The organism is Tsukamurella pulmonis (assembly GCF_900103175.1).
GTDB lineage: Bacteria > Actinomycetota > Actinomycetes > Mycobacteriales > Mycobacteriaceae > Tsukamurella > Tsukamurella pulmonis.
Window position 1 is genome coordinate 4,180,693 of the sequence record NZ_FNLF01000002.1, and the last position, 24,517, is coordinate 4,205,209.

Genomic DNA, 24,517 nt, shown 5'->3' on the forward strand with positions numbered 1-24,517 from the left:
TCGACGCTACTCAGCGCTCCGCCGGCGCGCTGGCCGAACCGGGAAGCACCACCACGACCAGCGCGAACGCCGCGACGACGGCGACCGAGACCGCGACCACCAGCCCGGCCCACCCGAGCGCGGCGAAGGCGGCGCCGCCGGATGCCCCGAGCACCGACGAGCCGGCGTAGTAGCAGAACAGGTACCCGGAGGAGGCCTCGGCGCGGTGCTCGGTCGCGAGCAGGCCGACCCACCCGCTGGCGACGCTGTGCGCCGCGAAGAAGCCCGCGGTGAAGACCACCATGCCCGCGAGCACGGCGGGGGTCGAGTCCGGCAGCGTGACGAGCAGGCCGGCGCCCATCGTCGTGACGGAGCCGAGCAGCACGCGCCGTCGCCCGATCCGGTCGGCGAGCCGGCCGGCCCGCCCCGAGGACCAGGTGCCCGCGAGGTAGATGAGGAAGACCAGTCCCACCACGGCGGGCGCGAGTGCGAAGGGCTCGGCGAGCAGCCGGAAGCCGAGGAAGTTGTAGACGCTGACGAAGCCGCCCATCAGTAGGAAGGCGAGCACGAAGAGCGTCGCGAGCTCCGGCCGGCGCAGGTGACCGAGCATGCCGCGCACCGTGGTTCGCACCGAGACCGGGACGGGCTCGTGGAAGCGCGACGGGGGCAGGGTGCGGATCATCACGACGGTGAGCACGGCCGCGGCGATCGCGAACAGCTCCATGGCGCCGCGCCACGGCAGCACGTCGAGGCCGACGGCCGTCACCACGCGGCCGAGCAGCCCGCCGATGGTGGTGCCCGCGATGTAGCGGCCCATCGCTCCGCCGAGGTCGCGCCCGTCGACCTCCTCCGCGAGGTAGGCCATGGCCACCGCGGGGACGCCGGCCAGCGCGATCCCCTGCAGCGCGCGCAGGACGAGCAGCACGGGCAGCGTGGGCGCGAGCGGGATGAGCAGGCCGAGGACGACGGCGGCGACCGCGGACACCGTCATCACCCGGGTCCGGCCGAAGCGCTCCGAGAGCGCGCTGACGGGGATGATGGCGAGGGCGAGCAGGCCCGTGGTCACCGAGACCGCGAGCGCCGAGACCGCGGGGGCCGCGCCGAAGACGCGGGTCAGCTCCGGGAGCACCGCCTGCGTCGAGTACATCGAGCCGAAGGTGGTCAGGCCCGCCACGAACAGGGCCAGGGTGGTGCGACGGTACGCGGGCGTCCCCGCGCGCAGCGGCGCGGTCCGGGGGCTGTCGACGGTGGCGCTCATGGGTTCACCGTGCTCCCCGATCGTCGATGTGTGAAATGCATTGATCATCAAATCTTGATAGAAACAACGCATGACCGCAGATGGCAGGCCCGGATCGAGCGCCTCGGACGATCTCGTGCGGTTCATCACGCTGGCCGAGACCGCCCACATGACCGACGCCGCGGCCGCGCTGCGGATCACCCAGCCCACGCTCTCGCGCACCCTCGCGCGCCTGGAGGCGGACCTCGGTGCGCCCCTGTTCGACCGCCGGCACGGGCGCCTGGTGCTCAACGCGAGCGGCGAGATCTACCTCGACCACGCGCGGCGCGCGCACGCCGAGTTGGAGGCCGCCCGCGCGCAGATCGCCGACCTGCGGAGCCCGTCGCAGGGCACCATCCGGCTGTCGTTCCTGCACTCCTTCGGGGTCGCGCTCGTGCCGCGACTGGTCTCCGGGTTCCGCGAGCGCGAGCCGCGGGTGAGCTTCGCGCTCTCGCAGTTCGCCGCCGGCACCGTGACCGAGCGGGTCCTCGCCGACGAGGCGGACCTCGCCATCGTCTCGCCGCGGCCGGCCACGAGCGCCGTCGCCTTCGGCCTGCTCGCCGTGCAACGGCTGGCCCTCGCGGTGCCCGCCGGGCATCCGCTGGCGGGCCGGGCGTCCGTGCACCTGTCGGAGGCCGCGGACGCGGACTTCATCACGATGCACCCCGAGTTCGGCCTGCGTCGCATCCTCGAGGAGCGCTGCGCCGCTGCGGGTTTCCGACCGCGGATCGCCTTCGAATCGTCCGAGTCGTTCACCGTCGCGGGCCTCGTGGCGGCGGGGCTCGGGGTCGCGCTGCTACCCGTCGACCAGGATCCGCTCTGGCCACCCGGAATGGTGCTGGTCCCCATGTCGGGGCCGGCGCCCACGCGGGAGGTGGGGCTCATCTGGCGCCCCGACACGGCGCTCCCCCGCGCGGTGCGCGCCTTCCGGGATTACGCGCTCGCGCAGGCGGAGTGACCGCTCACCGTCGAACCGCGACGGCGAAGATGCGGCGGAACGGGAGCACCGTCCCGAAATCCTGTGGCGGATAGGCGATGTTCAGCTCCGCCTTGTACCGGGTGACGAAGTCCTCGCGCTCGGCACCGTGGAGCCGCGCGAGCACGGGCCGGGCGCCGGTGCCGGAGATCCACTCGAAGACCGCATCCTCGCCCTGCAGCACGTGCAGGTAGGTGCTCTCCCAGACGTCCACCTCCCACCCCGGTCGCAGCAGCGCCGCAAGGTATTCGGCCGGGGCGCGGACGTCGATGCGGCGGAAGTCGGTGACGCCGTGCTCCGCCGCCAGGCGCCACAGCAGCGCGTGCGAGGGGGCGTCCTGATTGCCCGGCACCTGGAACGCGAAGGCGTGGGCGGCACCGTCGGCGGCGGCGGGCAGCAGATCGATGTGCCGGTCGACCCACTGGTACATCGCGTTGGAGACGATCACGTCGGGCCGCTCGCCCGCGGGACGCCAGGCGGCGGCGTCGCCGATCTCGAAGCTCGTGCGCGGGTCGGCGACCTCGGCGCGGGCGCGCTCGATCATCTCCGCGCTGGAGTCGACGCCGTGGATCGTCGCCTCCGGCCAGCGGGCGCGCAGGGGCGCGACGTCGTTGCCCGGGCCGCAGCCCAGATCGACGACGGTGCGGGCCCCGCCGGGGATGCGCGCGAGCAGATCGAGGAACGGTCGCGTGCGCTCGTCGCCGAAACGGAGGTACTGGGATGGATCCCATCGGGACGAAGTCATACAATCATCCAATCAATTCCGGAGGAGAGGTGGACAGTGACCGAAACCGCGACGAGTGCGCCGCACGTGTTGAACATCGACCACGTGGACCTGATCCGCACCGGCCGTGCCCTCCTCGACGACGTCTCCCTCACCGTACGCCGAGGCGAGCACTGGGTACTCCTGGGCGCGAACGGCGCCGGCAAGTCCACGCTGCTGGGGCTGTGCGGCGCCGTCACCCACCCCACCCGCAGCACCGTCGACGTGCTGGGCAAGCGCCTCGGCCGGGTGGACATGCGCGAGCTGCGCACCCACATCGGGCACGTCAACCCGCGGCACCGCCTGGACGAGCCGCTGACGGTGCGCGACGTGGTGATCACGGGCGTGACCAACACGCCGGAGTTCCCGCCCCGCTGGGCGCCCACCGAGGCGCAGCGCTCCCGCGCGGAGGCGCTCGTCGAGACCCTCGGGATGTCGCGCCACATCGAATCGCGGTGGCCGACACTCTCGCAGGGCGAGCGCGGGCGCGCCCTCATCGCGCGCGCCCTGATGGGCGACCCCGCCCTGCTCCTGCTCGACGAGCCGGCGACGGGGCTCGATCTCGCCGCCCGCGAGCGCCTGCTGACCACGGTCGACGGTGCGCGGCGCGCCCACCCCGAGCTCGCCTCGATCCTCGTGACCCATCACCTCGAGGAGATCCCGACCACCACCACGCACGCTGTCCTCATCCGGGACGGGCGCATCACGGCGGCGGGGGCGGTCGACGACGTGCTCACCACCGAGGCGATCAGCCACGCCTTCGATCACCCGATCAGCATCACCCGGCAGGACGGCCGCTGGACGGCGCGGTCGTAGGCCGCACCGGTGCCGCGGTTCCGCCGCCCCGTCCTCAGAAGGGCGGGGGCGACAGCGGCGCTGTGGCGTCGTAGGTTTCGCCCGCGGCTTCGGCGGCGGCGCGTTCGCGTTCCCGGGCCCGGGCCTCGGCGTCCGCCCTCCGCCGGTCGCGGCGTTCGTGGCGCAACAGCCTGTTCCGAGCGCGGAGGGCACGACGGGCCTTGGCACGGCGCTTGGCGGCGGACGCCAGGCCGTCGGGGTTCTTCGGTGCCGCCGGGCCGGGGTCGGGGGCGTCCCAGATGATCCGTTCGAGTCCGGGCAGCAGCGCCCGGGACGCGCCGGGCGGGACGGTGTGGATTCCACCGGCGGGGTGCCGCCACTCGACGGTGCCGTCAGGGAGAACGTCGGAGATCCAGCCGGTCTCCGTCTTGATGCGGTGATGGAAGCCGCACAGGGGCACCAGGTTTCCGGGTGCGTCGCGGCCGGCCACGGTGGTCGCCCCGCCCTGAGAGGGATCGTCGTGGTCGTACTCGGCGACGTGGTCGGCCTGGCAGCGATCCGCCGGCGTGCTGCAGCCGGGGAAGACGCAGGTGGGGTAGGTCAGGCGCATGACCAGCAGTTGGTACCAGGTGGGCCGGTACCCGCCGGCGCCGCGGACATGGACCGCACCGGTGGCGGGGTCGCGGCGGCCGAGGACCCGCCACTGCGTCCGGGCACGGGCGATCATATCGCGCGCCCGCTCGACGGCGACCGGGCCGGTGATCCCGGGCTCCGCCGTGAGGATCACCGCGCCGCCACCGCCGCGATCCACGTCGTGCGCCGCGGTCGCGGGCTCGGATGCGGGGTCGGGTGCGGGTGCGGGGTCGGGTGCGGGCTCGGCCTTGTGCGCGGGCCCGGCCTTGTGCGCGGGATCGGGGAGGTGCGCGGGACCGGGCAGGTCGGTTTCGTTGAGGACGATCACCGCCAGGGCGGCGATCTCCTGCGACGCTGCGCCGCTGCGGGGCCGGGCCTCCCGCAGCTCGCACGACTCCGCGCCGCACCGACAGCCGAGCGTCTCGTAGCCCTCGGCGAGAGCGACGAGTGCGGCGACCTGCCGCTGCCCCAGCGTGCGGCCGTCGGCCCGGCACACCGACTGGGCGACCGGAGTCACGGCGGCTGCCAGGCGCAGTGCCTGATCCGTCGGCATTACGGCCTCGAGATCGACCAGACCGTCGGCGCGCGCGTGGAACTCGATCCGCTCACGCGGCTCCGACGGCGGCGTCTCGCGTGCGGCCGCGGGATCGAGCCCGACGAGGACCGACTTCGCCGCGTCCGCGACTGCCCGCACCGTGAGCGACTGCCCACTGCGGGCCGTGAGCCAGCCGGTGATCCGCTCGTCGAAGGCTCGCACGATCCGCTCGTCCAGAACCGCCGCCGACGACCGCAGCACCTCGCGCACCAGCGTCGGACTGACGGCACCGGTGGCGAACAGATCGAACAGACGCGGGCAGCGTTCCCGTAGATCCAGCCCGCGATGCACCGCCGAGCCCGCGGCCGTGCGGCCGGTGCCCAGCGCGGCACCGACCTCCGCGACCAACTCGTCCCAGTCGTCGACGAAGCGGCGGGAGGATTCCGCACGCACCTGCCGCGCGTCGTCCCGCAGCTGGTAGAGCCTGGTCAGCACTGCCGACCGCTCCGCCTCCAACCGGTTCTGCTCCACCGTCAGACCCCGAAGGCGCGCCACGGCGCCCGCCGCGCTCAACCCGGACACCGCACCGTCGAACACCGGGGGCAGCGGCGTGGACACCCGCCGGCCCAGAGTGAATGCGTCGTCCGAGTAGCTCATGCTTTCCATTTTATGGAGAGAAATCGAACGATGATAGGTCTTGACACCGTCTTTCTACGGTGACATCGCAACCTGATGATTCTTGTCAGTGGCCTGCGGTTGACTGGAGCCGTACCCGACCCCGTCAGGAGTTCTTCATGCCGTTCATGGCACCCCCGGCCGAGACGGAGCGCGCCGGCCTTCGCGGCTTCCTCACCCAGCAGCTCGACGGCCTGCGCCACACCGCCTTCGGCCTCACCGAGGAGCAGATCCGACTCGCACCCACCCGCAGCACGCTCAGCATCGGCGGGCTGCTCAAGCACGTCGCGCTCACCGTGGACGCCTGGTCCGCGCGTGCCGAGGCGGCACCGGAAGCGTTCCACGATCCGCGGCTCGACGCGATGGCCGAGGGCGACGACTTCCTGCTCGGCGCGGACGAGACGCTCGCGTCGCTGCTCGCCGCCCACGACGCCGCCGCGGCGCGCGTGCTCGCCGTCGCGGACTCGGCCGATCTCGACGCGGTGGCCCCCACGCGGCCGGCGCCGTGGTTCCCCGAAGGCTTCACGGGGTGGACGGTGCGCTGGATACTGCTGCACGTCATCGAGGAGGTCGCCCGCCACGCCGGCCACGCCGACATCATCCGCGAGCAGATCGACGGCGCCACCGGTCATCCGCTCATCGCCGCCGCGGAGGGACTGGGCGACCTGGGCTACGTCCGGCCCTGGACGCCGCCCGCGTGATTTCCGGTTGACTTCGAGTGCGCTCGAAGGCCTAGCGTTGCTCACGTGGTCGCACACACCGATGAACTCGCCGCCATCGTCCGCTCGCGCGGGCCGTTGCCCAACGCCGCCGCGATCCTCGCGGGGCCCGCACAGGAGGGACCGCTCACCGTCGCCGAACTGGCGGAGCTGGTGGGCATCACCGGCCACACGCTGCGCTACTACGAACGGATCGGACTCGTCACCGTCGACCGGGACGGCGCCGGGCACCGCCGGTACGGGCCCGAGGCGATCGCCCGCGTCATCTTCCTGACGCGGCTGCGCCTCTCGGGCATGCCGATCGCCGACATCACCGAGTACGTGCACCTCGTCGACGGCGGGGAGGCCACCGTGCCGGCCCGGCTCGCGCTGCTCACGGCGCACCGCGCGCGGACCGTCGCGCAGATCGAGGAACTGCAGTACTCGCTCGCGGTGATCGACTACAAGATCGCCACCTACGGCGGCGAGCTCGGCACCTGCGCCGGCGAGACCGCCGACGCCTTCGAATCCCACTCCCAGGAGGACTGACATGCTCCCCACCCGCACCCTCGGTGACCTGCGCGTCTCCGCCCTCGGCCTCGGCTGCATGGGCATGAGCCACGCCTACGGCACCCCCGACCTCGACGAGTCCCGCGCCACCCTGGACGCGGCGCTCGACGCCGGCGTCACGCTCTTCGACACCGCCGACATGTACGGCAACGGCGCCAACGAGGAGTTCCTCGGCCCGTTCGTGCGGGCGAATCGCGAGCGGATCGTGCTCGCCACCAAGTTCGGCTTCGTCAACGACGAGAACCAGCGGCCGATCGGCATCGACGGTCGTCCGGAGCGCGTCGCGGGTTGTGTCGACGCCTCGCTGCGCCGGCTCGGCGTGGACGTGATCGATCTGTACTACCTGCACCGCGTCGACCCGCAGGTCCCCGTCGAGGAGACCGTGGGCGCGATGGCGGAGCAGGTCGCGGCCGGGAAGGTGCGGGCGCTGGGCCTGTCGGAGGCGAGGGCCGACGACATCCGGCGGGCCGCCGCCGTGCACCCGATCGCGGCGCTGCAGTCCGAGTTCTCGATCTTCACCCGGGACGTCGAAGACGGTCCGCTGCAGGCCGCCCGCGAGGTCGGCGCCGGCCTGGTGCCCTTCAGCCCGCTCGGCCGGGGCCTGCTCACCGCCGACCGCAAGGCCGTGGCGGCGGCGTTGGACGGGAACGACTTCCGGAACTCGATCCCCCGCTGGCAGGGCGAGAACCTGGAGGCGAACCTGCGGCTCGTCGACCGGATCGACGCCGTCGCGGCCGAGCTCTCGTCGTCCGGTTCGACGGTGACCGCCGCCCAGGTCGCGCTCGCGTGGGTGCTGGCGCAGGGGGACGACATCGTCCCGATCCCCGGCACCACGCGCCGCAAGCACCTCGCGGACAACCTCGGCGCCGCGGACGTCACGCTCAGCGGGGCGCAGCTCGCCGAACTGACGGAGCTCTCCGCCGTCGGCAGTCGCCTGCCGCAGCGCACGCTGCAGCAGCGCTGATCAGCGCGCGAACCAACCGTCCGACAAGGCGCCACCAAGGGTTTCGGTTGATCGTGGATGTCAGCAGGGAGGTGCCCTGCGGGAATCCGGGAGAGGCCGATGCATCCACACGTGATGAAGGAGACGCAGCGCGCGACGGGACAGATCGTGCTTCACTGCCGGCGCGGCCGGCAGGGCTTCTGGCAGCGGTTTGACACCGTCGATCGGATCGTCGACTTCTTCTGGACCCGCAACCCGCTCGACCTGATCCCCTGGCTGGAATTCAACGGCCCGGAGGTCTGGGCCACCGTGGACGGCCTGGTCAAGCAGTGGCCGGTGATGACGATGTGGCGAACGAACACGCTGACGGTGGAGGCGGGCGATCGACTGCTGCGCGTTGCCTGTAACACGGACAAGGCCACCTTCACCTGGCTCTACCTGCCCGTGCGCGTGCTCCCGGGGCAGACGGTGACCGTCTACTACACCGCGCCGCGCGCGAAGGGCGTACCCGCCACACTCGGCTTCGCGCCGTCCTGACGCGCCGCTGCTCAGCCGGCGCGACCGGCGAGGCCCGCAAGCTGGTCCCGCCACCACTGCGCGAACCGGAGCGAGAAGACGGGGAGCGGGAAGCCGTGCCGCGCCGCGTTCTCCGGCGGGATGGTGTCCCAGCCGAAGTGCTGGACCGTCACGCGGGTGGACGGCGGTTCGGCCTGCACCGCGGCGAAGGACACGTGCAGCTCGGTGTCCTGGTCCGGCGTGAATCCGGCTTGGCGCCAGCCGATCACGAAGCCGTGCGGCGGGTCCCAGGCGTGCACGGTGCCGATCACGAACTCGGTGCCGTCGTCGTACCGCTCCACCAGCCGGCCGGACGGCCCGGTCTCGAAGACCATCGTGCCGGTGCGGCCGCGGGTGAATTGGAACAGCCCGTTGTGCACCCACCAGTCGTCGATCCGGTCGGTGAAGGTCGCGAAGGCCCGCTCCGGCGTCGCGGGCACGCGGAGCGCGACCAGCACACGAGAGGCGTCGGGCGGCGTCACGATTCCTCCGCGAGCAGATCCTGGAAGGCCGTGAGCTGCTGCGCCCAGCCGCGTTCGGCGGCCTCGAGCCAGCCGCGCAGCTCGGCCATCGGCGCCGAGCGCAGCGTGTAGATCCGCACGCGCGCATCGTGCGCGGGGTGCTCCTCGGTCACCAGCCCGGACGTGCGCAGCACGCGCAGGTGCTTGCTCAGCGTCGACGGGCTGGCCCCGGTCTCCTCCGCGAGTTCCCCCGGCCGGCGGGGCCCGTCCGCGAGGAGTTCGACGACGCGGCGCCGCACCGGATCCGACAGCGCGGCGAGGGTCGCGTCCAGCTGGGGCGCCGTCACGACCAGTTCTTCGCCCGGATCGACGTACCGATGGCGGCCTCCGCCTCGGATCGACTGACGTCACGGAGGTGCTGCGCGAAGGTCCACACGTGGCCGTCGAGGTCGGCCGCCCGGTAGGTGCGGTCGCCGTAGAACTGGTCCTCCGGCTCCTGGACGATCGTCGCACCGGCGGCGCGCGCCCGTTCGCAATGCGCGTCGATGTCGCCGTCGAGTTGGATGTGGAGCGACTGGGTGTTCACGCCGCCGACGCTGGCGGGGCTCCTCGCGGAGTCGCTCCACTCCGAGCCGACCATGATCCGACCGCCGCCGCAGTCCATCTCGTAGTGGCCCATCGTCGGCTGGTCCGGCGGCGGATCGATCGCCATCGTCGTCTCGAACGCGAACGCCTTCTCGAGCCACTCCAGGGCGGTCGGGGCGTCACGGTAGATCACTGCTGCTGCGAGGTTGTTGTCATCCATACCTCGCAATTATTTCCCATTTTGGAAAATAGTCAAGCCCTCGCGGCCGCCCGATCGGGAGCGGTCCACCGCGCGACTGCGGCCAGGACGGCCGCGGCGACCAGGACGCCGCCCGCGGTGAGGAAGGCGGCGTCGTAGCCGTCCCCGAGCATCGGCGCGACGACCAGCGGGCCCACGATCTGACCGATGCCGTAGGCCGCGGTGAGCACGGCGGCGGACCGCGGGATGCCGATCCGCGCGCCCGCCTCCATCGACAGCATCACCGCGCCGATGAAGGTGCCGCCGAACAGCACCGCCGAGACGGCGGCGGCCGCGGGTCCGCGGACCAGGGCGGGCAGCACCGCGGAGACGACCTGCAGCAGCAGCGCGATCACCAGCAGGCTCTCGGCGGAGCGGAACCGGCGCAGGCGCGCCCAGAGCAGCGGCGAGATCGCGGCGGCGAGGCCGACGATCACCCACGCCGCCGGGCCCTCCCAGGACTCGCCGCCCGCCGCGACCGCGGCCACCAGGAACGTGCCGAGCACGATGTAGCCGACGCCCTCGAGGAAGTAGCTGGTCCCGAGCGCCCAGCCGGCGATGCCGGGCCGGGGCGGGGCGGCACCGTCGGAGCGCGGCGCGGCGGTCGCGGCACCGGGCGGGAGCCGCCACGCGAAGAGGCCGAACAGCGCCGTCGCCAGGGCGGACACCCACCACAGGGCGCGCCAGCCCACCACCTCGCCCAGCCCGACCACGAGCAGTCCCGACGCGGCGATGCCGACGCCGACGCCGCAGAAGGCGATCCCGGCGGCGGCGGTCCCCGCGACCGCGTTCGCGCAGTAGACGAAGACCACCGCGCTGGCGAGCCCCGCGATCAGGCGCACCACCGACCACAGCGGCACGTTCACGGCGAGCACCATCGCGACCTCGCTGGCGACCAGCGCGAGCAGCGAGGCCCGCAGCAACAGCGTGCTGCGGGCCAGGCGCGGCCAGATCGCGAGCGCCAGCGCGCCGAGGAAGTAGCCGAGGTAGTTGAACGTGGCGACGATCGCGGTGGAGCTCGGCGACATGCCGGTCTGCTCCTGCATGAGCGGGAGGATCGGCGTGTAGACGAACCGCCCCAATCCCATCGCGGCCGCGAGCCCGGCCAGTGCACCGAAACCGAGCTGCCGCGTAGTCACTACGCGATTCTAACGAGCCGCCTCGCGCTGCTTCGCGGGGAGGAGCAGGGAGATGGCGAAGGCCGCCGCCACCAGGCCGGCGCTGACCAGCAGGGCCGCGCGGTAGCCGGGGAACACGCCGCCGTCGCCGCCCAGCGCCGCGGCGACGGTGACCAGGATCGCCAGGCCCAGGGCCCCGCCGACCTGGCGGAAGGTGTTGAGCACGCCCGAGACCATGCCCGCCGCCGACGGTGCGACCGCCGCCGTCGCGATGTTCGGCAGCGGCAGGAAGACCAGGCCGATGCCCACCGAGGTCACCAGCGACGGGAGCAGCACCGCGGTGAGGAAGTCGCCGTCGGCCGGCAACGGTGCGAACAGCAGGAATCCGACGGTGGCCAGCGCCGTGCCGATCGCCACCACGGCGCGGGCGCCGATCTTCGATACCAGGCGCGTTGCGAGCTGCACCGCGACGATGATGCCGAAGGAGAAGGGCAGGAACATCAGTCCGGTCTTGGTGGCCGAATAGCCCAGGCCCATCTGCAGATACAGCGAGACGAAGTAGAACGCACCGAACTGGCCGGCCACCACGAAGGCGAAGACCAGGCACGGGACCAGCACCTCGCGCTGTCCGAGCACGCGGAAGTCCACCAGCGGCACCGCCGTTCGCCGTTCGGCCGCCACGAAGACCGCCAGCAGTACCGCGGCCACGGCGAACCATCCGAGCGTGCGGGCACTGCCCCAGCCGTTGTCGGTGGCGGCGACGATCCCGTACGCCAGCACCGTCAGGCCCGCGGTGGCGAGCACCCCACCCGCCCAGTCGGTGCGACGGTCCGCCCCCGGCACCGGCCCGGGAGCGGCGTAGGTGAGGGCGAGTCCGATCGCGGAAACCAGAGCGCCGCAGGCGATGACGGTCCGCCAGCCGAAGGCGTCGGTGAGCACGCCGGACAGGACCACGCCGACGGCGCCGCCCACGGAGGCGCCGATCGCGATGGCGGCGAACCCCTTCGCGCGTTGCGCGGGCTCGTGGAACGTCAGTGCCACCGAGGTGATCGCGGCGGGCGCGATGGCCGCGGCGCCCACGCCCTGCAGCACCCGGACCACGATCACCTGCCACGGCTCCTGGCACAGGTAGGCGCCGAGCGAGGCGACGGTGAACAGTGCGAAGCCGAAACGGAGCAGGGCGCGGGGCCCGAAGCGGTCCGAGAGCCGCCCGGCGAGCAGCAGCAGGCCGCCGAAGACGATCGCGTAGGCGTTCACGACCCAGGACAGGCCCTGCGGGGTGAAGTGCACGTCGTCGCGAATGGCCCGCAGCGCGACGTTGGTGACGGAGGCGTCGAAGGCGACGAGGAACTGGGACAGCCCGGCGAGGAGCAGCGCCGCCCGCACCGGAACTTTTTGTGTATCGAGTAACATAATTAGGGAGGGTAGCCTCAGTCGCGAGCGGACACAAGGACGCTCCGCCAGAATGGGGGGATGCGTCAGATCACGCCGCGTCGCGGCCGCCCGCCCAGCATCACGCGGAAACGGATCGTCGAGCGGGCGCTGACCGTGCTCGACGAGGCCGGCGTCGACGGGCTGACGATGAAGTCGCTGGCGGGCGATCTGGGAGTGACCACCATGGCGCTCTACCGGCACGTCGACGACAAGGAGACCCTGCTCGCGCTCGCACTCGACGCGATCGCGGAGCCCTACGCGGCGATCGAGTTCCCCGACGAGCCGCGCGCCTGCATCCGGGAGGCGATGACGACGCTCTACACGTCGCTGACTGCGCACCCGTGGGTGCCGGAGGCACTGATCCGGCCGCAACGCATCGGCCGCGGCGCGCTCCTGCTCACCGACGCCGTGATGGGCGCCGGGTACCGGCTCACCGGCGACCGCGCCGCCGCACTCGCGGCGTACCGCGCCCTGTGGAGCCTCACACTCGGGAGCGTGCTCTCGCACCTGCGCCAGCGCGCGGAGGGCACGCCCCTGACCCACGCGCGTATGGACGAACTCGTCGACGCCCTACCCGGCGACGCCGTGCCGAACCTGCGCGCCGCCGCGGAACTCGACGGAACGCCTTCCACCGTCGAGGATTTCACCGCGAGCCTCGAGGCCCTGATGTCGGGCCTGTTCGGCCCCGAGGACGCCTAGAACGGCTGGTTCGCCGGCTTGTTGGCGAGCACGTGCACGTAGTAGTCCTTCAGGCGCAGGCGCGACGCGGCGGCCTCGTCGACGACGACGGTGACGTGCGGGTGGAACTGGAGCACCGACGCGGGGTTGATCGCGGCGACCGGCCCCTCGACGGTCGCGGCGATGGCCTCGGCCTTGCCCTCACCGGTGGCGAGCAGCAGCAGGTGCCGCGCCTCGGAGATCGTGCCGAGCCCCTGGGTGAGCACGTGGATGGGCACCTCGTCGATGGACGCGAAGAACCGCGCGTTGTCCTCGCGGGTCTGCGTGGTCAGCGTCTTGATCCGGGTGCGCGAGGCGAGCGAGGAGACGGGCTCGTTGAAGCCGATGTGCCCGTCGGTGCCGATGCCGAGCAGCTGGACGTCGACGCCACCGGCGGCCTTGATCGCGTCCTCGTAGCGCTGCGCCTCGGCGGCGATGTCCGCGGCGGTGCCGTCCGGTCCCTCGACCTTGGCGTCGGGGAGGTCGACGTGCGCGGTGAACTCCTTGCGGATCACCTCGCGGTAGCTCTCGGGGTGCCCCTTCGGCAGGCCGACGTACTCATCGAGGTTGAAGGAGACGCAATCGGCGAAGCTGAGCCCCTCGTCGCGATGACGGCGGATGAGCTCCTGGTACGTGGCCAGCGGAGTGGAGCCGGTGGCCAGCCCCAGGACCGCGGGGCCGCGGCGCACGTGGTCTGCCACGACGTCGGCGGCGGTGGTGGCGACGTCGGCGGGAGTCGGGCGGATCACGATTTCCATGCGCCCCATCCTAGAGGGTGCGCACGGCGAGTACCCGCAGATCAGGCAAACTGGTTATAACCAAATTCAGGCGGGCTGCGCGCGTCCCCGCAGGCCGCCGATGAGCAGCACCAGGCCCGGGCCGCCGACCAGCAGCGCGAAGCCGAACGCACCGAAGATGCCGCCGAGCAGGCGCGTCATATCGGGCCGCTTCCCCAGCGCGACGTCGGTGTAGCCGGGCGTCGGCGGACACGTCGCCGTGACCGCCCCGCTCCCCGTGTCGAAGACCCGCAGCACCATCCGGTTCTCGACCGTCACGCCGCCGGACACCTCGCGCAGCGCGATCGGCGCGCCGTCCGGTCCGGTCAGCGTGCACGACGGTGCGCCGTCCTTCGTCCGCGTGGCCGCGAGGACCGCGTACTCCGCGTCGGCCGGCAGCACGACGGCGTGCGGCGCACCGTCGAGCGGGACGATCTGCGCGTCGAGCCGGAACTGCGGCAGGGTGAAGACCAGGACCAGCAGGATCGGGACCACGACGGCCGCGAGCACCATCGCCGCGCCGACGCGGATCCTGGTGGCGGCGCTCACGCCGGCACACCCGAGCAGGGGTTCGCAACCCGCCCGGAGTGCGGGGCTCGACGGGGCGAAAAGCCCGATTCCGGATGGTTCACACCACCACATTAACGCACGTCACAGCGGGCGGGGTCAGCGTGATGCGCGCCGCATCCGGTTGCTTGAGTTGTATTCTGCAACTACGGTCGGCGACATGACAGACATGCTCCGAAAGACCCGCGCCGAGGCTCCGTCGGACGGCCTCCTCATCGCCGTCCTGTGCCTCGGCGGACTCCTCGCCTCCCTCATGCAGTCGCTGGTGGTGCCGCTCGTCGGCCAGCTGCCGCACCTGCTCGACACCACGGCCGACAACGCCTCGTGGGTCATCACCTCGACGCTGCTCGCCTCCTCGGTCGCGATGCCCATCGCCGGCCGCCTCGGCGACATGTACGGCAAGCGCCTGATCCTGCTCACCAGCCTGCTCAGCCTCATCGCGGGCTCGCTGATCTGCGCGCTCTCGCACACGCTGCTGGTCACCGTCGTGGGCCGCTCGTTCCAGGGCTTCGCGATGGGCCTGGTGCCCGTGGGTATCTCGCTCATGCGCGACGAGCTGCACGCGCGCAAGATCCCGGGCGCGGTCGCGCTCATGTCGGCGATGCTCGGCGTGGGCGGCGCGATCGGCATCCCGTTCGGCGCCTACATCTCCGAGCACTTCGACTACCACACGCTGTTCTGGTTCTCGCTCGCGCTCGGCGTGATCACCCTCGGCCTGGTGTACGTGGTGGTTCCCGAATCACCGAACCTCAGCCCCGGGAAGTTCGACGTGGTCGGCACCGTCGGGCTCAGCGCGGGCCTGGTCTCCGTCCTGCTCTCGATCACCAAGGGACAGAGCTGGGGCTGGACCTCGGCGGCCACGATCGGCTGCGCCGTCGGTGGCGTCCTCGTGCTCATCGCGTGGGGCTGGTGGGAGCTGCGCACCCCGGAATCGCTGGTGGACCTGCGGATCTCGGCACGTCGCCCGATCCTGCTGACCAACCTCGCCTCGATCATGGTCGGCTTCGCGATGTTCTCGCTCATGCTCACCATGCCGCAACTGCTGCAGATCCCCGAGGCCACCGGCTTCGGGCTCGGGCTCACCATGCTCAACGCCGGCCTGTGGATGGTCCCGGGCGGCCTGGTGATGATGGCCCTCTCCCCCGTCTCCGCCCTACTCACCAAGCGGATCGGTGCGCGGCTGACGCTCGCGATCGGCGCCACCATGTCGGCCGCCGGCTACTTCGCGCTGCTCGGCCTCACCGACGCGACGTGGAAGATGTCGCTCGGCTCGATGATCGTCTTCGGCGGTGTGGGCGTGGCCTATTCGGCGATGCCCGCGCTCATCATGGGCAACGTCCCCGAGACGGAGTCCGCCGCCGCGAACGGCCTCAACTCGCTCATGCGCTCGATGGGCACCGCGGTCGCCTCCGCCGTGATGGCGACGGTGCTCACCCGCACCACGATCACCCTCGGAGCGGGCACCCCGCGCGCCGTGGAACTGCCCGCGGAGTCCGCGTTCACCAGCACCTTCGTGATCGCCGGCGTCGTCGCCGCCGTCGCCGCCGTGGTGGCCCTGGCCATCCCGCGCTCGCGCCCCGAGGCCGACGATGCGGTCAGCGTTCCGGAAGCTCCGGAAAGTCCGGCAGTAAGTGCTCGAAAGGCTTGAGATTCCACAGCGGTTCGCCGCGAGAGACGCGCCAGTCGAACTCGCGGCGGATCGCGGTGGAGAAGCCGAGCTCCAGCAGGGTGTTGAAGTCGCCGTCGGCGGCCTCGAGCACCTGCCCCAGGATCCGGTCCAGTTCGTCCTCGGTCAGCTCGGCGAACCGGCCGGTGAGGTAGATGTCGCCCGCCTTGTCGAGGGTGTACGCGACGCCGTACAGGCGCCGATTGCGCTGCAGCAGATAGCGGTACACGCCCTCGAAGTTCTCGTCCACGTGCCGGCAGACGAAGGCCTCGACGCGCGCGCCGTGCGTCCCCAGCGTGAGCAGGGTCGTGGTCTTGAGCTTCTTCTCACCCGGCAACTCGATGACGAAGTGGGCGTCGTCCTTGCCCACCTCCTCCTTGCGGGTGAACTCCAGTTCCCGCTCGGTGAGCGCCTTCTCGATCTGCTCCGGGGTCATCGTCATCTCACCACTCCGTTCCCGCGGGGTGTGGGCGCCCCGCCGATCGCCGCCGCGCTCACGCGCGGACTCCGACACTCCTCCTGCGCCGACGGCGCACCGTCTGCGCCGCCGCCTGTCGCGCTTCGATGGCCCGGGCGTAGCTCTGCAGCAGGCCGTCGGCCGTCCGCGCCCAGGAGAACTGCCGGGCGTGAGCGGCGGCACCGTCGGAAAGCCGTTGCCGCAGCTGCGGATCCGCGGTGAGGTCGTCGAGGACGGCGGCCCAGACCGCCGGGTCGTGCCCGTCGATGAGGCGACCGGAGACACCGTCGGCGACGGCGACCGACAGGCCACCGACCTTCGCCGCCACCACGGGCGTGCCGCAGGCCTGCGCCTCGACGGCGACGAGCCCGAACGACTCGGAGTAGCTGGGGACGACCACCACGTCGGACGCGCGGTAGACCTCCGCGAGGCCCGCCGGCGGGCGCGGCGGCGAGAACGTGACGGCGTGCTCGATGCCGAGCTCGCGGGCCAGTGCGATCAGCGCATCGGGGCGCTCGAGCCCCGTACCCGACGGCCCGCCGACCACCAGCACGCGGATGCGCCGGTCGGGATGGGCGTGGATCAGGGGCGCCGCGGCCCGCAGGAGCAGGTCCGGCGCCTTGTGCGGCTGGATGCGGCCGACGAAAGTGAGCACGATCTCGTCGTCGGCGATGCCGAGCTCGCGGCGGGCGGGGGCACCGTCGCCCGGGGTGTAGGTATGCAGGTCGGCGCCCGGGTAGACCACGTCGATGCGGTCCGGCGCGACGTCGTGGATCGCGGCCAGCTGCCCCGCCTCGACCTCGGTGTTGACGATGAGGCGATCGGCCTCGTCGGAGACCTGCTGCTCGCCGATGATGCGGGCCTGCGGCTCCGCGGTGTCACCGACGGCGAGGGCGTTGTTCTTCACCGCGGCGAGGGTGTGCGCCGTGTGCACGAGCGGCACACCCCAGCGGTCGCGCGCGAGCCAGCCGACCTGGCCGGAGAGCCAGTAGTGGGAGTGGATGAGGTCGAAGTAGCCGGGCTCCTCGCGGGCCTCGGCGCGCTGCACGCCGGCGGCGAAGGCGCACAGCTGCGCGGGCAGATCCGTCTTGTCGAGCCCCTCGAACGGCCCCGCGACGATGTTGCGCACCCGCACTCCCGGCGCCGCCTCGACGATCGACTGATCCGTCGACTGCGTGGCCCGGGTGAAGATCTCCACCTCGATGCCGCGTTTCGCCAGTTCCAGCGAGGTCTGCCAGATGTAGACGTTCATCCCGCCCGCATCGCCCGTACCGGGCTGGGCCAGCGGCGACGTGTGCACCGACAGCACCGCGATCCGGCGCGGCACGGGGGCCGCGGACTTCCCAGTAGGCACGCCGTCCAGCTTAACCCCGGAGCGCCAGGAGCTCCCGGGCGCTGCGGGCGGGGTCCACGACGAACGGCGCGTGCCCGCCGCCGTCCCACCAGGACAGCGTCGCGTTCGGCAGGACCTGCGCGTGATGCTCCGCGGTCGACGGGGCCACCACCTCGTCGTCCTTCCCGTGCTGGACCAGGACGGGGAAGGTCCAGTGCGCCAGGTCCGCATCGTGGTCGACGGTGCGCCGGAACAGCCCGCCGCGCACGGCCGGGGGCGTCGCGAGCGCGATGCCGAACTGCTGCTGGGCGACAGGGCCCAGCGCGTCCTGATCGAAGCCGTGCGGCAGCATCCGCAGCTTCGCCAGCGCCGTGATCGCCTTGCCGGGGTGCGCCGACAGCGCGGCCGGCAGAGCCTCGTTCATCGACGCGCCGGTGACACCGCCGGGGAACTGCCCCTCCTTGGTGCCGCCGATCGAGGTGATCGCGCCGATGAGGCCGACCGCGGCGATGTTCTCGGTGCCGTACGTCGCGAGGTGATCGGCGATGATCAGGCCGCCGTAGGACCAGCCGACGGGGATGATCTCGCCGAGGTCCAGGTCGCGGCGGACCGCGGCGAGGTCGTCGGCGAAGGCCTGCGTGGTGAAGGCGTCGGGCACGGAGCTGCGGCCGTGGCCGCGGTTGTCCACCGCCACCACGCGGTGCCCCGCGGCCGTCAGCTCGTCGATGAACGGCGCGCCCCACGAGTCCGAGCTCGCGGACCAGCCGTGGACGAGCAGGATCGCCGGCTTCGCCGGGTCCGCCCCCTCCGCGTAGTCGGCGTAGAAGATCTCCGTGCCGTCGCTCGAGACGGCCAATCCCACAGTACGAGTCACCGTCCGACCATAACCGCCACGCCTCGCGGGCGGCCTCGCACGGCGGGCCGACCCTGGCGGAATTAATCGGACCACGGTCCGGTTGATGGTAGTGTCAGCGTCACCAGCCACCCGAGGAGGACGACATGCCCGCCGTCACCGCAGACACCTTGACCCTGCCCCGCATCGCCGCGCCGGCACCGTCGGACACCGACCGCCCGGTGCGGAGGATCACGACCGGACCCCGCGGCCACGAGGGCGAGGGCTTCCCCGTGGTCCGCGCCTTCGCCGGCGTGCACCCGCGCGATCTCGACCCGTTCATCCACATGGATCAGATGGGCGAGGTCGAGTACGAGCCCGGCGAGCCCAAGGGCACCAACTGGCACCCGCACCGCGGCTTCGAGACCGTGACCTACATGATCGACGGCCTGTTCCAGCACCAGGACAGCCACGGCGGCGGCGGCATCATCACCGACGGCGCCACCCAGTGGATGACCGCCGGCTCCGGCATCCTGCACATCGAGACCCCGCCCGCGGAGCTCGTCGAGTCCGGCGGCACCTTCCACGGCATCCAGCTGTGGGTGAACCTGCCCGCCGCGGAGAAGTTCACCACCCCCGCCTACCAGAATCTCGAGGGCGGCCAGACGAAGCTGGTCACCACGCCCGACGGCGGCGCGCTGATCCGCATCGTCGCCGGCGAGGTCGACGGGCACGCCGGCCCCGGCTCCACCCGCACGCCGATCAACTTCGTGCACGCGACCGTCGCGCCCGGCGCCGAGGCGTCGCTGCCGTGGAACCGCGACTTCAACGCGCTGGTCTACGTGCTGAGCGGTAAGGGCACCGTCGGGCCGGCGGGGCATCCGATCCGCCAGGGCCAGCTCGCGCAGCTCGGCCCCGGCGACCGGATCACCGTGGCCGCCGACTCCTCGCAGGATTCGCACCGTCCCGCGATGGAGGTGCTGATCCTGGGCGGCCGGCCGATCCGCGAGACCGTCGCGCAGTACGGCCCGTTCGTGATGAACAGCAAGGCCGAGCTGATCCAGGCGCTCGAGGACTACAACGCCGGCAAGTTCGGCGTGATCCCGCCCGACGCCCTCATGCCGCACGTCGTGCGCTGATCGAGAATTCGGCGATCTGCGGGCACTCGAGGCCGGATTCGGCCTCGAGTGCCCGTAGAACGCGAAATCTCCGGGTACTCAGCGACGGATCAGCGGGAGGGCGATCAGAGCCATCGCGCATTACCCGACGATCGCCACCGCATAGGTCGCGATCGATCCCGCCGCTCCGAACTGCGTCCGGAATATGCGCCGATCGCCTCCCGAACGTCGGGTTCTGCGGCCCCTCGACGCGGAATTCGACGTCCGACGGCAGCAGAACCCGAAACTGGGGCGCGGCGTTACCGGCCGGCGCGGGCGCGCAGCACCGGAAGGGCGAGATCGCACCAGTCGACGTTCTCCCGCTCGAAGGACAGCCCGCGCAGCAGGGTCAGGTAGGGCCCGCCGAGGTGCGGGTCGGCGAGCAGTTCGTCGCGGGTGCGCCCGCCGAGCCAGGTGCGCTCGATCCGCTCGTAGTAGTCGAGCTTGGCGGCGGAGGCCTCGCGGTGCGCGCGCACGGCCTCCCACACCGCCGCCGGGTCCCCCACCTCCACGGCCTGCACCATCACCATGAGTTCGTCGCGGATCGCGGTGGCGCGCGGACTCGTCGTGGTGAAGGCAGCGAGCTCGGCGCGGCCGGCGTCGGTGAGCCGGAAGACGCGCTTGGTCGGCCGCTTCTCCTGCTCGACGGTCCGCGCGACGATCACCGCGGCGGACTCCATGCGCTCGAGCTCGCGGTAGAGCTGCTGCGGCGTCGCGACCCAGAAGTTGGCGCGGGCACCGTCGAACTCCTTGGACAGGTCGTAGCCGGAGGCCTCCCCCAGCACGAGGAGGGTCGATTCGATCGCGTGCCGCAGCGCCATGCCTTCCAATCTAGTCAATTAGTTGCCTATACTCGCGCATACCTATTCAACTAGTTCACTAGGAGATGCCATGCGTGAGTTCCGTGCCGCCGTCGAGGCCCGCGACGGCGAGGCCTTCGACGGCCTGCTCGCCGACGACGTGACCTTCACCAGCCCCGTCGCCTTCAAGCCCTACGAGGGCCGGCACATCACCGCCGCGATCCTGCGCGGCGTGCTGCGCGTCTTCGAGGACTTCCGCTACGTGCGCGAGATCAACGACGGCGACGACCACGCGCTCGTCTTCGAGGCGGCCGTCGACGGGAAGAAGATCACCGGCTGCGACTTCATCCACGTCAACGCCGAGGGCAAGATCGACGACTTCATGGTCATGGTCCGCCCGCTCTCCGCCGCGCAGGCCCTCGCCGCCGCGATGGGCGCGCAGTTCGCCGCGATCGCCGAGGAGGCCACCACGACCGCCCAGGCCGAGGCCGCCGGGGCCTGAGGCGGATGCGCTGATACATGCGCATTCACCTATTCGACAGAGGATCGCGGTCGCCCTACTCTAAATGACAACGATTCCCATTCTGTCGTCAGGAGCTCCGTCGTGCGCAACCGTCTTCGTCTCGCCCGGGTCGCCGGTGCCGTCGCCGTCGCGGCCCTCGCCCTCACCGCGTGCGGGCAGGCGTCGGAGGCGGAGTCGGGCGACGGCAAGCCCTCGGTCGTGGCGTCGACGGACGTCTACGGCGCGATCGCGCAGGCCGTCGCGGGCGGCGATGCCACGGTGACCTCGCTGTTCGCGAACCCGACCGGCGATCCGCACGAATTCGAGCCGTCCGCGCAGGACACGCTCAAGGTGAAGAAGGCCGCGGTGCTGGTCTTCAACGGCGGCCACTACGACGCGTACATGGAGCAGGCCGCCGAGGGGACCGCCGCGGCGAAGGTCGACGCGGTCGCGGTGCAGTCCGGCACGACCGCCGCCGAGCACGGCGATGCGAACGAGCACGACCACGCGCACGAGAACGAGCACGTCTTCTACGACCTGCCCACCATGCAGAAGGTCGCCACCGCCGTCGCGCAGGCGCTCTCCGAGAAGGACACCGCGCACCGCGAGGGCTACGAGAGCCGCGCGCGGGAGTTCGGGACCCGGCTCGACGGTGTCATCGGGCAGGCCCGCGCCATCGGTCAGGCCAACCCCGGCGCCAAGATCGCCGCGACCGAGCCGGTCGCCGGCTACCTGCTCACCCTCGCGGGCCTGACCGACGTCGCGCCCGCCCGGTACACCGCTGCCATCGAATCGGGCACCGACCCGGCGCCCGCCGACATCGCCGCCGCGAACGCGCTGGTCAGCGACAAGCAGGTGCGGGCCGTCGTGCTCAACTCGCAGACCGAGAGCCCCGTGACCAGCGCGCTGGCGAAGACGGCCGAGACCGCCGGTGTGCCCGTGGTGCGGGTGACCGAGTCCCTGCCGGAGGGCGTCGACGACTACGTCGCGTGGCAGGCCGAGAACGTGCAGCGCCTCGCCTCCGCGCTCGCGCCGCGCCCGTGAGCGCGGCCCCGGCCGGCGCACCGTCGAACGGCGCGCCCGTCATCTCCGTGCGCGATGCCGCGCTGCGCTTCGGCGACCGCACGCTCTGGGACGGCCTGGACCTCGACATCGCGCCCGGCGAGTTCGTCGCCGTGCTCGGCCCCAACGGCGCCGGCAAGACCTCCCTGCTGCGCGTCCTGCTCGGCCAGAACCACCTGTCCGCCGGCACCGTGGAGGTCAACGGCCGGTTCGGGTACATCCCGCAGCAGCGGGCGCTCGACGGTGCCGTGCCCCTGCGCGGACGCGACCTCGTCGGCCTCGGCTTCGACGGTGCCTCCTGGGGCCTGGGCCTGCGCAACCGCGCGGCCCGACGGTCCGCCGTCGACGCCGCCCTGCGGCAGGTGGACGCCGAGGCCTTCGCCGACGCCCCCATCGGCTCCCTCTCCGGCGGTGAGCAGCAGCGGCTGCGCGTCGCGCAGGCGCTGGCGTCCGATCCGACGATCCTGCTCTGCGACGAACCGCTCCTGTCCCTGGACCCCGGTAACCAGCAGTTGGCCGTCTCGCTCATCGAGCGCCGGCGCCGCGAGCACGCCACCGCCGTGCTGTTCGTGACGCACGAGATCAACCCCGTGCTGCCGTACTGCGACCGCGTCCTCTACCTGGTCGACGGGCGGTTCGAGGTGGGGCCGACCGCCGAGGTGATGACCTCCGAGCGGCTGAGCGCCCTGTACCGCACCCCCGTCGACGTGCTGCACGTGCGCGACCGGCTCGTCGTGGTGGGAGGCGATCACTGATGGACCGGCTCGAGAACCTGACGAACTTCTCCCTCACCTGGGAGCTGCTGCAGCAGCCCTTCGTGCAGCAGGCGCTGCTCGCCGCGGCGCTGCTCGGCGTGCTGGCCGGAGTAATGGGCCCGCTCATCGTCTCGCGGCAGATGGCCTTCAGCGTGCACGGCACGTCCGAGCTCTCGCTCACCGGTGCTGCCTTCGCCCTGCTCATGGGGTGGAGCGTGGGCTCGGGTGCGCTGCTCGGCGCGCTCGTCGCGGGCCTGCTCTTCGGTCTGCTCGGCGTGTACGCCCGCGAGCGGGACTCGGTGATCGGCGTCATCATGGCCTTCGGCCTCGGCCTCTCGGTGCTGTTCCTGGCGCTGCACGAGGGCCGGCAGGGCACCGCCTTCGCGCTGCTCACCGGCCAGATCGTCGCCGTGGGGCTCAGCGGCGTGACGCTGATGGCGATCACCACCGTCGTGGTGCTGCTGATCCTCGCGTTCATCTACCGGCCGCTGCTGTTCCTCTCCACCGATCCCGATGTGGCCGCCGCGCACGGCGTTCCGGTGAAGACGCTGTCGGTGGTCTTCGCGATGCTCGTGGGCGCCGCCGCGGCGCAGGGCGTGCAGATCGTCGGCGCGCTGCTGGTGATGAGCCTGCTCATCACCCCCGCCGCCGCGGCCGCACGGGTCACCAGTTCGCCGGGCAAGGCGACGGTGCTCTCGCTGATCTTCGCGCTGGTCTCCGCCGTCGGCGGGATCATCCTCTCGCTGGCGCCGGCGCTCCCGGTGTCGGTCTTCGTCACGTCGATCTCGTTCCTGATCTACATGGTCTGCCGCCTCCTCGGGCAGCGCGGCCGCCGCGGCACCGTCGCCCCGGTCGACACCCCCGCGCACGACTGCGTGCACGCAGTACCGTCGAGGTCGTGAGAATCGATCTCAACGCCGACTGCGGCGAGTCCTACGGCGCCTGGCGACTCGGCGACGACGACGCCCTGCTCGACGTGGTGACCTCGGCCAACGTCGCGTGCGGCTTCCACGCCGGCGACCCGACCACCCTGCGGGAGACCTGCGCGGCGGCGGTGGCGAAGGGCGTCGCGATCGGCGCCCAGGTCGGCTACGCGGACCTGCGCGGCTTCGGCCGCCGGTCCATGGACGTCCCCGCGGCGGACCTCACCGCGGACGTGATCTATCAGATCGGCGCGCTGCAGGCGATCGCGAGGAGCGTCCGCGGCACCGTCGACTACGTCAAACCACACGGCGCGCTCTACAACCGCATCGTCGCCGACGAGGCGCAGGCCGCCGCCGTCGTCGAGGGCGTGCTCGCCGCCGCACCGGACCTCCCGGTGCTGGGCCTCCCCGGCTCCGCGTTCCTCCGGATCGCCGCCGAGCGCGGGCTCGCGGTGGTGCGCGAGGCCTTTGCCGACCGCGCCTACCTGCCCGACGGTGCGCTCGTCCCCCGCTCCCGCGAGGGCGCGGTACTGCACGACCCCGACGAGATCGCGGCGCGCGTGCTGCGCATGGTCGGCGACGGCACCGTCGAGGCGATCGACGGCACCGAGGTGGAGCTCGCGCCCGATTCGGTGTGCGTGCACGGCGACAACCCGTCCGCCGTCGCCGTCGCGCAGCGCCTGCGCACCGTGCTCGACGGCGCCGGGGTCACGATCGCGCGGTTCGCGGGGTAGCC

Annotated in this window: 28 protein-coding genes; 14 read left to right on the top strand and 14 right to left on the bottom strand. The window is 72.0% G+C overall.

Annotated features, from left to right (window positions below):
* Positions 1-10: 10 nt before the first annotated feature.
* Positions 11-1,237, bottom strand: coding sequence for an MFS transporter (locus tag BLQ62_RS20635; protein WP_068564273.1), 1,227 nt, complete (start codon positions 1,235-1,237; stop codon positions 11-13).
* Between the two features lie 70 nt (positions 1,238-1,307).
* Between BLQ62_RS20635 and BLQ62_RS20640 the strand changes: the two genes are divergently transcribed.
* Complete coding sequence (locus tag BLQ62_RS20640) at positions 1,308-2,213, top strand: LysR family transcriptional regulator (protein WP_068564271.1); 906 nt, start codon at positions 1,308-1,310, stop codon at positions 2,211-2,213.
* 4 nt (positions 2,214-2,217) lie between these two features.
* Here the strand turns inward: BLQ62_RS20640 and BLQ62_RS20645 are convergent, their stop codons facing one another.
* A complete protein-coding gene (locus BLQ62_RS20645; protein ID WP_068564269.1) occupies positions 2,218-2,976 on the bottom strand; it encodes a methyltransferase domain-containing protein in 759 nt (252 codons plus the stop codon).
* 36 nt (positions 2,977-3,012) lie between these two features.
* On the opposite strand from BLQ62_RS20645, the gene BLQ62_RS20650 reads away from it, so the two are divergent.
* Positions 3,013-3,810 (top strand): ABC transporter ATP-binding protein, encoded by a 798-nt coding sequence (locus BLQ62_RS20650; RefSeq protein ID WP_068564267.1) that lies wholly within the window; start codon positions 3,013-3,015, stop codon positions 3,808-3,810.
* A 34-nt stretch (positions 3,811-3,844) separates the two neighbouring features.
* On the opposite strand, the gene BLQ62_RS20655 is transcribed toward BLQ62_RS20650, so the two are convergent.
* A complete protein-coding gene (locus BLQ62_RS20655; RefSeq protein ID WP_068564265.1) occupies positions 3,845-5,614 on the bottom strand; it encodes an HNH endonuclease signature motif containing protein in 1,770 nt (589 codons plus the stop codon).
* A gap of 137 nt (positions 5,615-5,751) precedes the next feature.
* Here BLQ62_RS20655 and BLQ62_RS20660 point away from each other — a divergent pair, with 137 nt between their 5' ends.
* From BLQ62_RS20660 to BLQ62_RS20675, 4 genes are all read left to right on the top strand, one after another.
* The gene (locus BLQ62_RS20660; protein WP_068564263.1) at positions 5,752-6,333 is read left to right on the top strand and encodes a mycothiol transferase; all 582 of its coding nucleotides are present in this window, start codon (positions 5,752-5,754) and stop codon (positions 6,331-6,333) included.
* A gap of 45 nt (positions 6,334-6,378) precedes the next feature.
* Positions 6,379-6,879 (top strand): MerR family transcriptional regulator, encoded by a 501-nt coding sequence (locus tag BLQ62_RS20665; RefSeq protein ID WP_068564261.1) that lies wholly within the window; start codon positions 6,379-6,381, stop codon positions 6,877-6,879.
* 1 nt (position 6,880) lies between these two features.
* Entirely contained in the window at positions 6,881-7,864 is a 984-nt protein-coding gene (locus BLQ62_RS20670) for an aldo/keto reductase (protein ID WP_068564259.1), read from the top strand.
* 114 nt (positions 7,865-7,978) lie between these two features.
* Positions 7,979-8,380, top strand: coding sequence for a hypothetical protein (locus BLQ62_RS20675; RefSeq protein WP_068564257.1), 402 nt, complete (start codon positions 7,979-7,981; stop codon positions 8,378-8,380).
* An 11-nt stretch (positions 8,381-8,391) separates the two neighbouring features.
* Here the strand turns inward: BLQ62_RS20675 and BLQ62_RS20680 are convergent, their stop codons facing one another.
* Genes BLQ62_RS20680 through BLQ62_RS20700 form a run of 5 tightly spaced genes read right to left on the bottom strand, consistent with a single transcriptional unit; the run spans position 8,392 to position 12,213 of the window.
* Positions 8,392-8,880: an SRPBCC domain-containing protein gene (locus BLQ62_RS20680; protein WP_068564255.1), complete on the bottom strand. Its 489-nt coding sequence runs from the start codon at positions 8,878-8,880 to the stop codon at positions 8,392-8,394.
* Positions 8,877-9,206: an ArsR/SmtB family transcription factor gene (locus tag BLQ62_RS20685; protein WP_115391316.1), complete on the bottom strand. Its 330-nt coding sequence runs from the start codon at positions 9,204-9,206 to the stop codon at positions 8,877-8,879. The genes BLQ62_RS20680 and BLQ62_RS20685 overlap by 4 nt, the downstream gene beginning before the upstream one ends.
* Complete coding sequence (locus BLQ62_RS20690) at positions 9,203-9,664, bottom strand: VOC family protein (RefSeq protein WP_068564253.1); 462 nt, start codon at positions 9,662-9,664, stop codon at positions 9,203-9,205. The genes BLQ62_RS20685 and BLQ62_RS20690 overlap by 4 nt, the downstream gene beginning before the upstream one ends.
* Positions 9,665-9,696: 32 nt before the next feature.
* A complete protein-coding gene (locus BLQ62_RS20695) occupies positions 9,697-10,821 on the bottom strand; it encodes a YbfB/YjiJ family MFS transporter (protein ID WP_115391315.1) in 1,125 nt (374 codons plus the stop codon).
* 9 nt (positions 10,822-10,830) lie between these two features.
* Positions 10,831-12,213, bottom strand: a complete 1,383-nt coding sequence (locus BLQ62_RS20700) for an MFS transporter (RefSeq protein ID WP_068564251.1) — start codon at positions 12,211-12,213, stop codon at positions 10,831-10,833.
* 60 nt (positions 12,214-12,273) lie between these two features.
* Between BLQ62_RS20700 and BLQ62_RS20705 the strand changes: the two genes are divergently transcribed.
* Positions 12,274-12,933: a TetR/AcrR family transcriptional regulator gene (locus BLQ62_RS20705; RefSeq protein WP_082756204.1), complete on the top strand. Its 660-nt coding sequence runs from the start codon at positions 12,274-12,276 to the stop codon at positions 12,931-12,933.
* Here BLQ62_RS20705 and nagB read toward each other — a convergent pair.
* A complete protein-coding gene (gene nagB, locus BLQ62_RS20710; protein ID WP_068564673.1) occupies positions 12,930-13,709 on the bottom strand; it encodes a glucosamine-6-phosphate deaminase in 780 nt (259 codons plus the stop codon). The two genes, BLQ62_RS20705 and nagB, sit on opposite strands and share 4 nt — an antisense overlap.
* 66 nt (positions 13,710-13,775) lie before the next feature.
* Positions 13,776-14,276 (bottom strand): hypothetical protein, encoded by a 501-nt coding sequence (locus BLQ62_RS20715; protein WP_068564250.1) that lies wholly within the window; start codon positions 14,274-14,276, stop codon positions 13,776-13,778.
* Between the two features lie 178 nt (positions 14,277-14,454).
* Between BLQ62_RS20715 and BLQ62_RS20720 the strand changes: the two genes are divergently transcribed.
* Positions 14,455-15,942: an MFS transporter gene (locus tag BLQ62_RS20720; RefSeq protein WP_068564247.1), complete on the top strand. Its 1,488-nt coding sequence runs from the start codon at positions 14,455-14,457 to the stop codon at positions 15,940-15,942.
* On the opposite strand, the gene BLQ62_RS20725 is transcribed toward BLQ62_RS20720, so the two are convergent.
* Genes BLQ62_RS20725 through BLQ62_RS20735 form a run of 3 tightly spaced genes read right to left on the bottom strand, consistent with a single transcriptional unit; the run spans position 15,890 to position 18,624 of the window.
* Entirely contained in the window at positions 15,890-16,396 is a 507-nt protein-coding gene (locus tag BLQ62_RS20725; RefSeq protein WP_414929904.1) for a type III secretion system chaperone family protein, read from the bottom strand. The two genes, BLQ62_RS20720 and BLQ62_RS20725, sit on opposite strands and share 53 nt — an antisense overlap.
* A 58-nt stretch (positions 16,397-16,454) precedes the next feature.
* Complete coding sequence (gene mshA, locus BLQ62_RS20730) at positions 16,455-17,771, bottom strand: D-inositol-3-phosphate glycosyltransferase (RefSeq protein WP_068564245.1); 1,317 nt, start codon at positions 17,769-17,771, stop codon at positions 16,455-16,457.
* 10 nt (positions 17,772-17,781) lie between these two features.
* Positions 17,782-18,624 (bottom strand): alpha/beta fold hydrolase, encoded by an 843-nt coding sequence (locus BLQ62_RS20735; RefSeq protein ID WP_082756203.1) that lies wholly within the window; start codon positions 18,622-18,624, stop codon positions 17,782-17,784.
* Between the two features lie 125 nt (positions 18,625-18,749).
* On the opposite strand from BLQ62_RS20735, the gene BLQ62_RS20740 reads away from it, so the two are divergent.
* The gene (locus tag BLQ62_RS20740; protein WP_068564241.1) at positions 18,750-19,721 is read left to right on the top strand and encodes a pirin family protein; all 972 of its coding nucleotides are present in this window, start codon (positions 18,750-18,752) and stop codon (positions 19,719-19,721) included.
* 278 nt (positions 19,722-19,999) lie between these two features.
* Here the strand turns inward: BLQ62_RS20740 and BLQ62_RS20745 are convergent, their stop codons facing one another.
* Positions 20,000-20,560 (bottom strand): PadR family transcriptional regulator, encoded by a 561-nt coding sequence (locus BLQ62_RS20745; RefSeq protein ID WP_068564240.1) that lies wholly within the window; start codon positions 20,558-20,560, stop codon positions 20,000-20,002.
* Between the two features lie 70 nt (positions 20,561-20,630).
* Here BLQ62_RS20745 and BLQ62_RS20750 point away from each other — a divergent pair, with 70 nt between their 5' ends.
* From BLQ62_RS20750 to BLQ62_RS20770, 5 genes are all read left to right on the top strand, one after another.
* Entirely contained in the window at positions 20,631-21,041 is a 411-nt protein-coding gene (locus BLQ62_RS20750; RefSeq protein ID WP_068564238.1) for a nuclear transport factor 2 family protein, read from the top strand.
* A 102-nt stretch (positions 21,042-21,143) separates the two neighbouring features.
* Positions 21,144-22,085 carry a metal ABC transporter solute-binding protein, Zn/Mn family gene (locus BLQ62_RS20755; protein WP_068564236.1) on the top strand — a complete coding sequence of 314 codons (942 nt, stop codon included), beginning with the start codon at positions 21,144-21,146 and terminating at the stop codon, positions 22,083-22,085.
* Positions 22,082-22,858, top strand: a complete 777-nt coding sequence (locus BLQ62_RS20760) for a metal ABC transporter ATP-binding protein (protein ID WP_068564234.1) — start codon at positions 22,082-22,084, stop codon at positions 22,856-22,858. Before BLQ62_RS20755 ends, BLQ62_RS20760 begins: the two co-directional genes overlap by 4 nt.
* Positions 22,858-23,760, top strand: coding sequence for a metal ABC transporter permease (locus BLQ62_RS20765; RefSeq protein ID WP_068564232.1), 903 nt, complete (start codon positions 22,858-22,860; stop codon positions 23,758-23,760). The genes BLQ62_RS20760 and BLQ62_RS20765 overlap by 1 nt, the downstream gene beginning before the upstream one ends.
* On the top strand, positions 23,757-24,515 hold the full coding sequence (locus BLQ62_RS20770; protein ID WP_068564230.1) for a LamB/YcsF family protein: 759 nt from the start codon (positions 23,757-23,759) through the stop codon (positions 24,513-24,515). The genes BLQ62_RS20765 and BLQ62_RS20770 overlap by 4 nt, the downstream gene beginning before the upstream one ends.
* Positions 24,516-24,517 lie beyond the last annotated feature (2 nt).

Excerpts from the sequence above, each read along its gene's own strand:
- BLQ62_RS20705 (WP_082756204.1), top strand. The coding sequence starts at position 12,274 with ATGCGTCAGATCACGCCGCGTCGCGGCCGCCCGCCCAGCATCACGCGG.
- BLQ62_RS20700 (WP_068564251.1), bottom strand. The coding sequence starts at position 12,213 with ATGTTACTCGATACACAAAAAGTTCCGGTGCGGGCGGCGCTGCTCCTC.
- BLQ62_RS20660 (WP_068564263.1), top strand. The coding sequence starts at position 5,752 with ATGCCGTTCATGGCACCCCCGGCCGAGACGGAGCGCGCCGGCCTTCGC.
- BLQ62_RS20750 (WP_068564238.1), top strand. The coding sequence starts at position 20,631 with ATGCGTGAGTTCCGTGCCGCCGTCGAGGCCCGCGACGGCGAGGCCTTC.
- BLQ62_RS20740 (WP_068564241.1), top strand. The coding sequence starts at position 18,750 with ATGCCCGCCGTCACCGCAGACACCTTGACCCTGCCCCGCATCGCCGCG.
- BLQ62_RS20765 (WP_068564232.1), top strand. The coding sequence starts at position 22,858 with ATGGACCGGCTCGAGAACCTGACGAACTTCTCCCTCACCTGGGAGCTG.
- BLQ62_RS20645 (WP_068564269.1), bottom strand. The coding sequence starts at position 2,976 with ATGACTTCGTCCCGATGGGATCCATCCCAGTACCTCCGTTTCGGCGAC.
- BLQ62_RS20720 (WP_068564247.1), top strand. The coding sequence starts at position 14,455 with ATGACAGACATGCTCCGAAAGACCCGCGCCGAGGCTCCGTCGGACGGC.
- BLQ62_RS20655 (WP_068564265.1), bottom strand. The coding sequence starts at position 5,614 with ATGAGCTACTCGGACGACGCATTCACTCTGGGCCGGCGGGTGTCCACG.
- BLQ62_RS20635 (WP_068564273.1), bottom strand. The coding sequence starts at position 1,237 with ATGAGCGCCACCGTCGACAGCCCCCGGACCGCGCCGCTGCGCGCGGGG.
- BLQ62_RS20745 (WP_068564240.1), bottom strand. The coding sequence starts at position 20,560 with ATGGCGCTGCGGCACGCGATCGAATCGACCCTCCTCGTGCTGGGGGAG.
- BLQ62_RS20670 (WP_068564259.1), top strand. The coding sequence starts at position 6,881 with ATGCTCCCCACCCGCACCCTCGGTGACCTGCGCGTCTCCGCCCTCGGC.
- BLQ62_RS20725 (WP_414929904.1), bottom strand. The coding sequence starts at position 16,396 with ATGACCCCGGAGCAGATCGAGAAGGCGCTCACCGAGCGGGAACTGGAG.
- BLQ62_RS20640 (WP_068564271.1), top strand. The coding sequence starts at position 1,308 with ATGACCGCAGATGGCAGGCCCGGATCGAGCGCCTCGGACGATCTCGTG.
- BLQ62_RS20675 (WP_068564257.1), top strand. The coding sequence starts at position 7,979 with ATGAAGGAGACGCAGCGCGCGACGGGACAGATCGTGCTTCACTGCCGG.
- nagB (WP_068564673.1), bottom strand. The coding sequence starts at position 13,709 with ATGGAAATCGTGATCCGCCCGACTCCCGCCGACGTCGCCACCACCGCC.
- BLQ62_RS20690 (WP_068564253.1), bottom strand. The coding sequence starts at position 9,664 with ATGGATGACAACAACCTCGCAGCAGCAGTGATCTACCGTGACGCCCCG.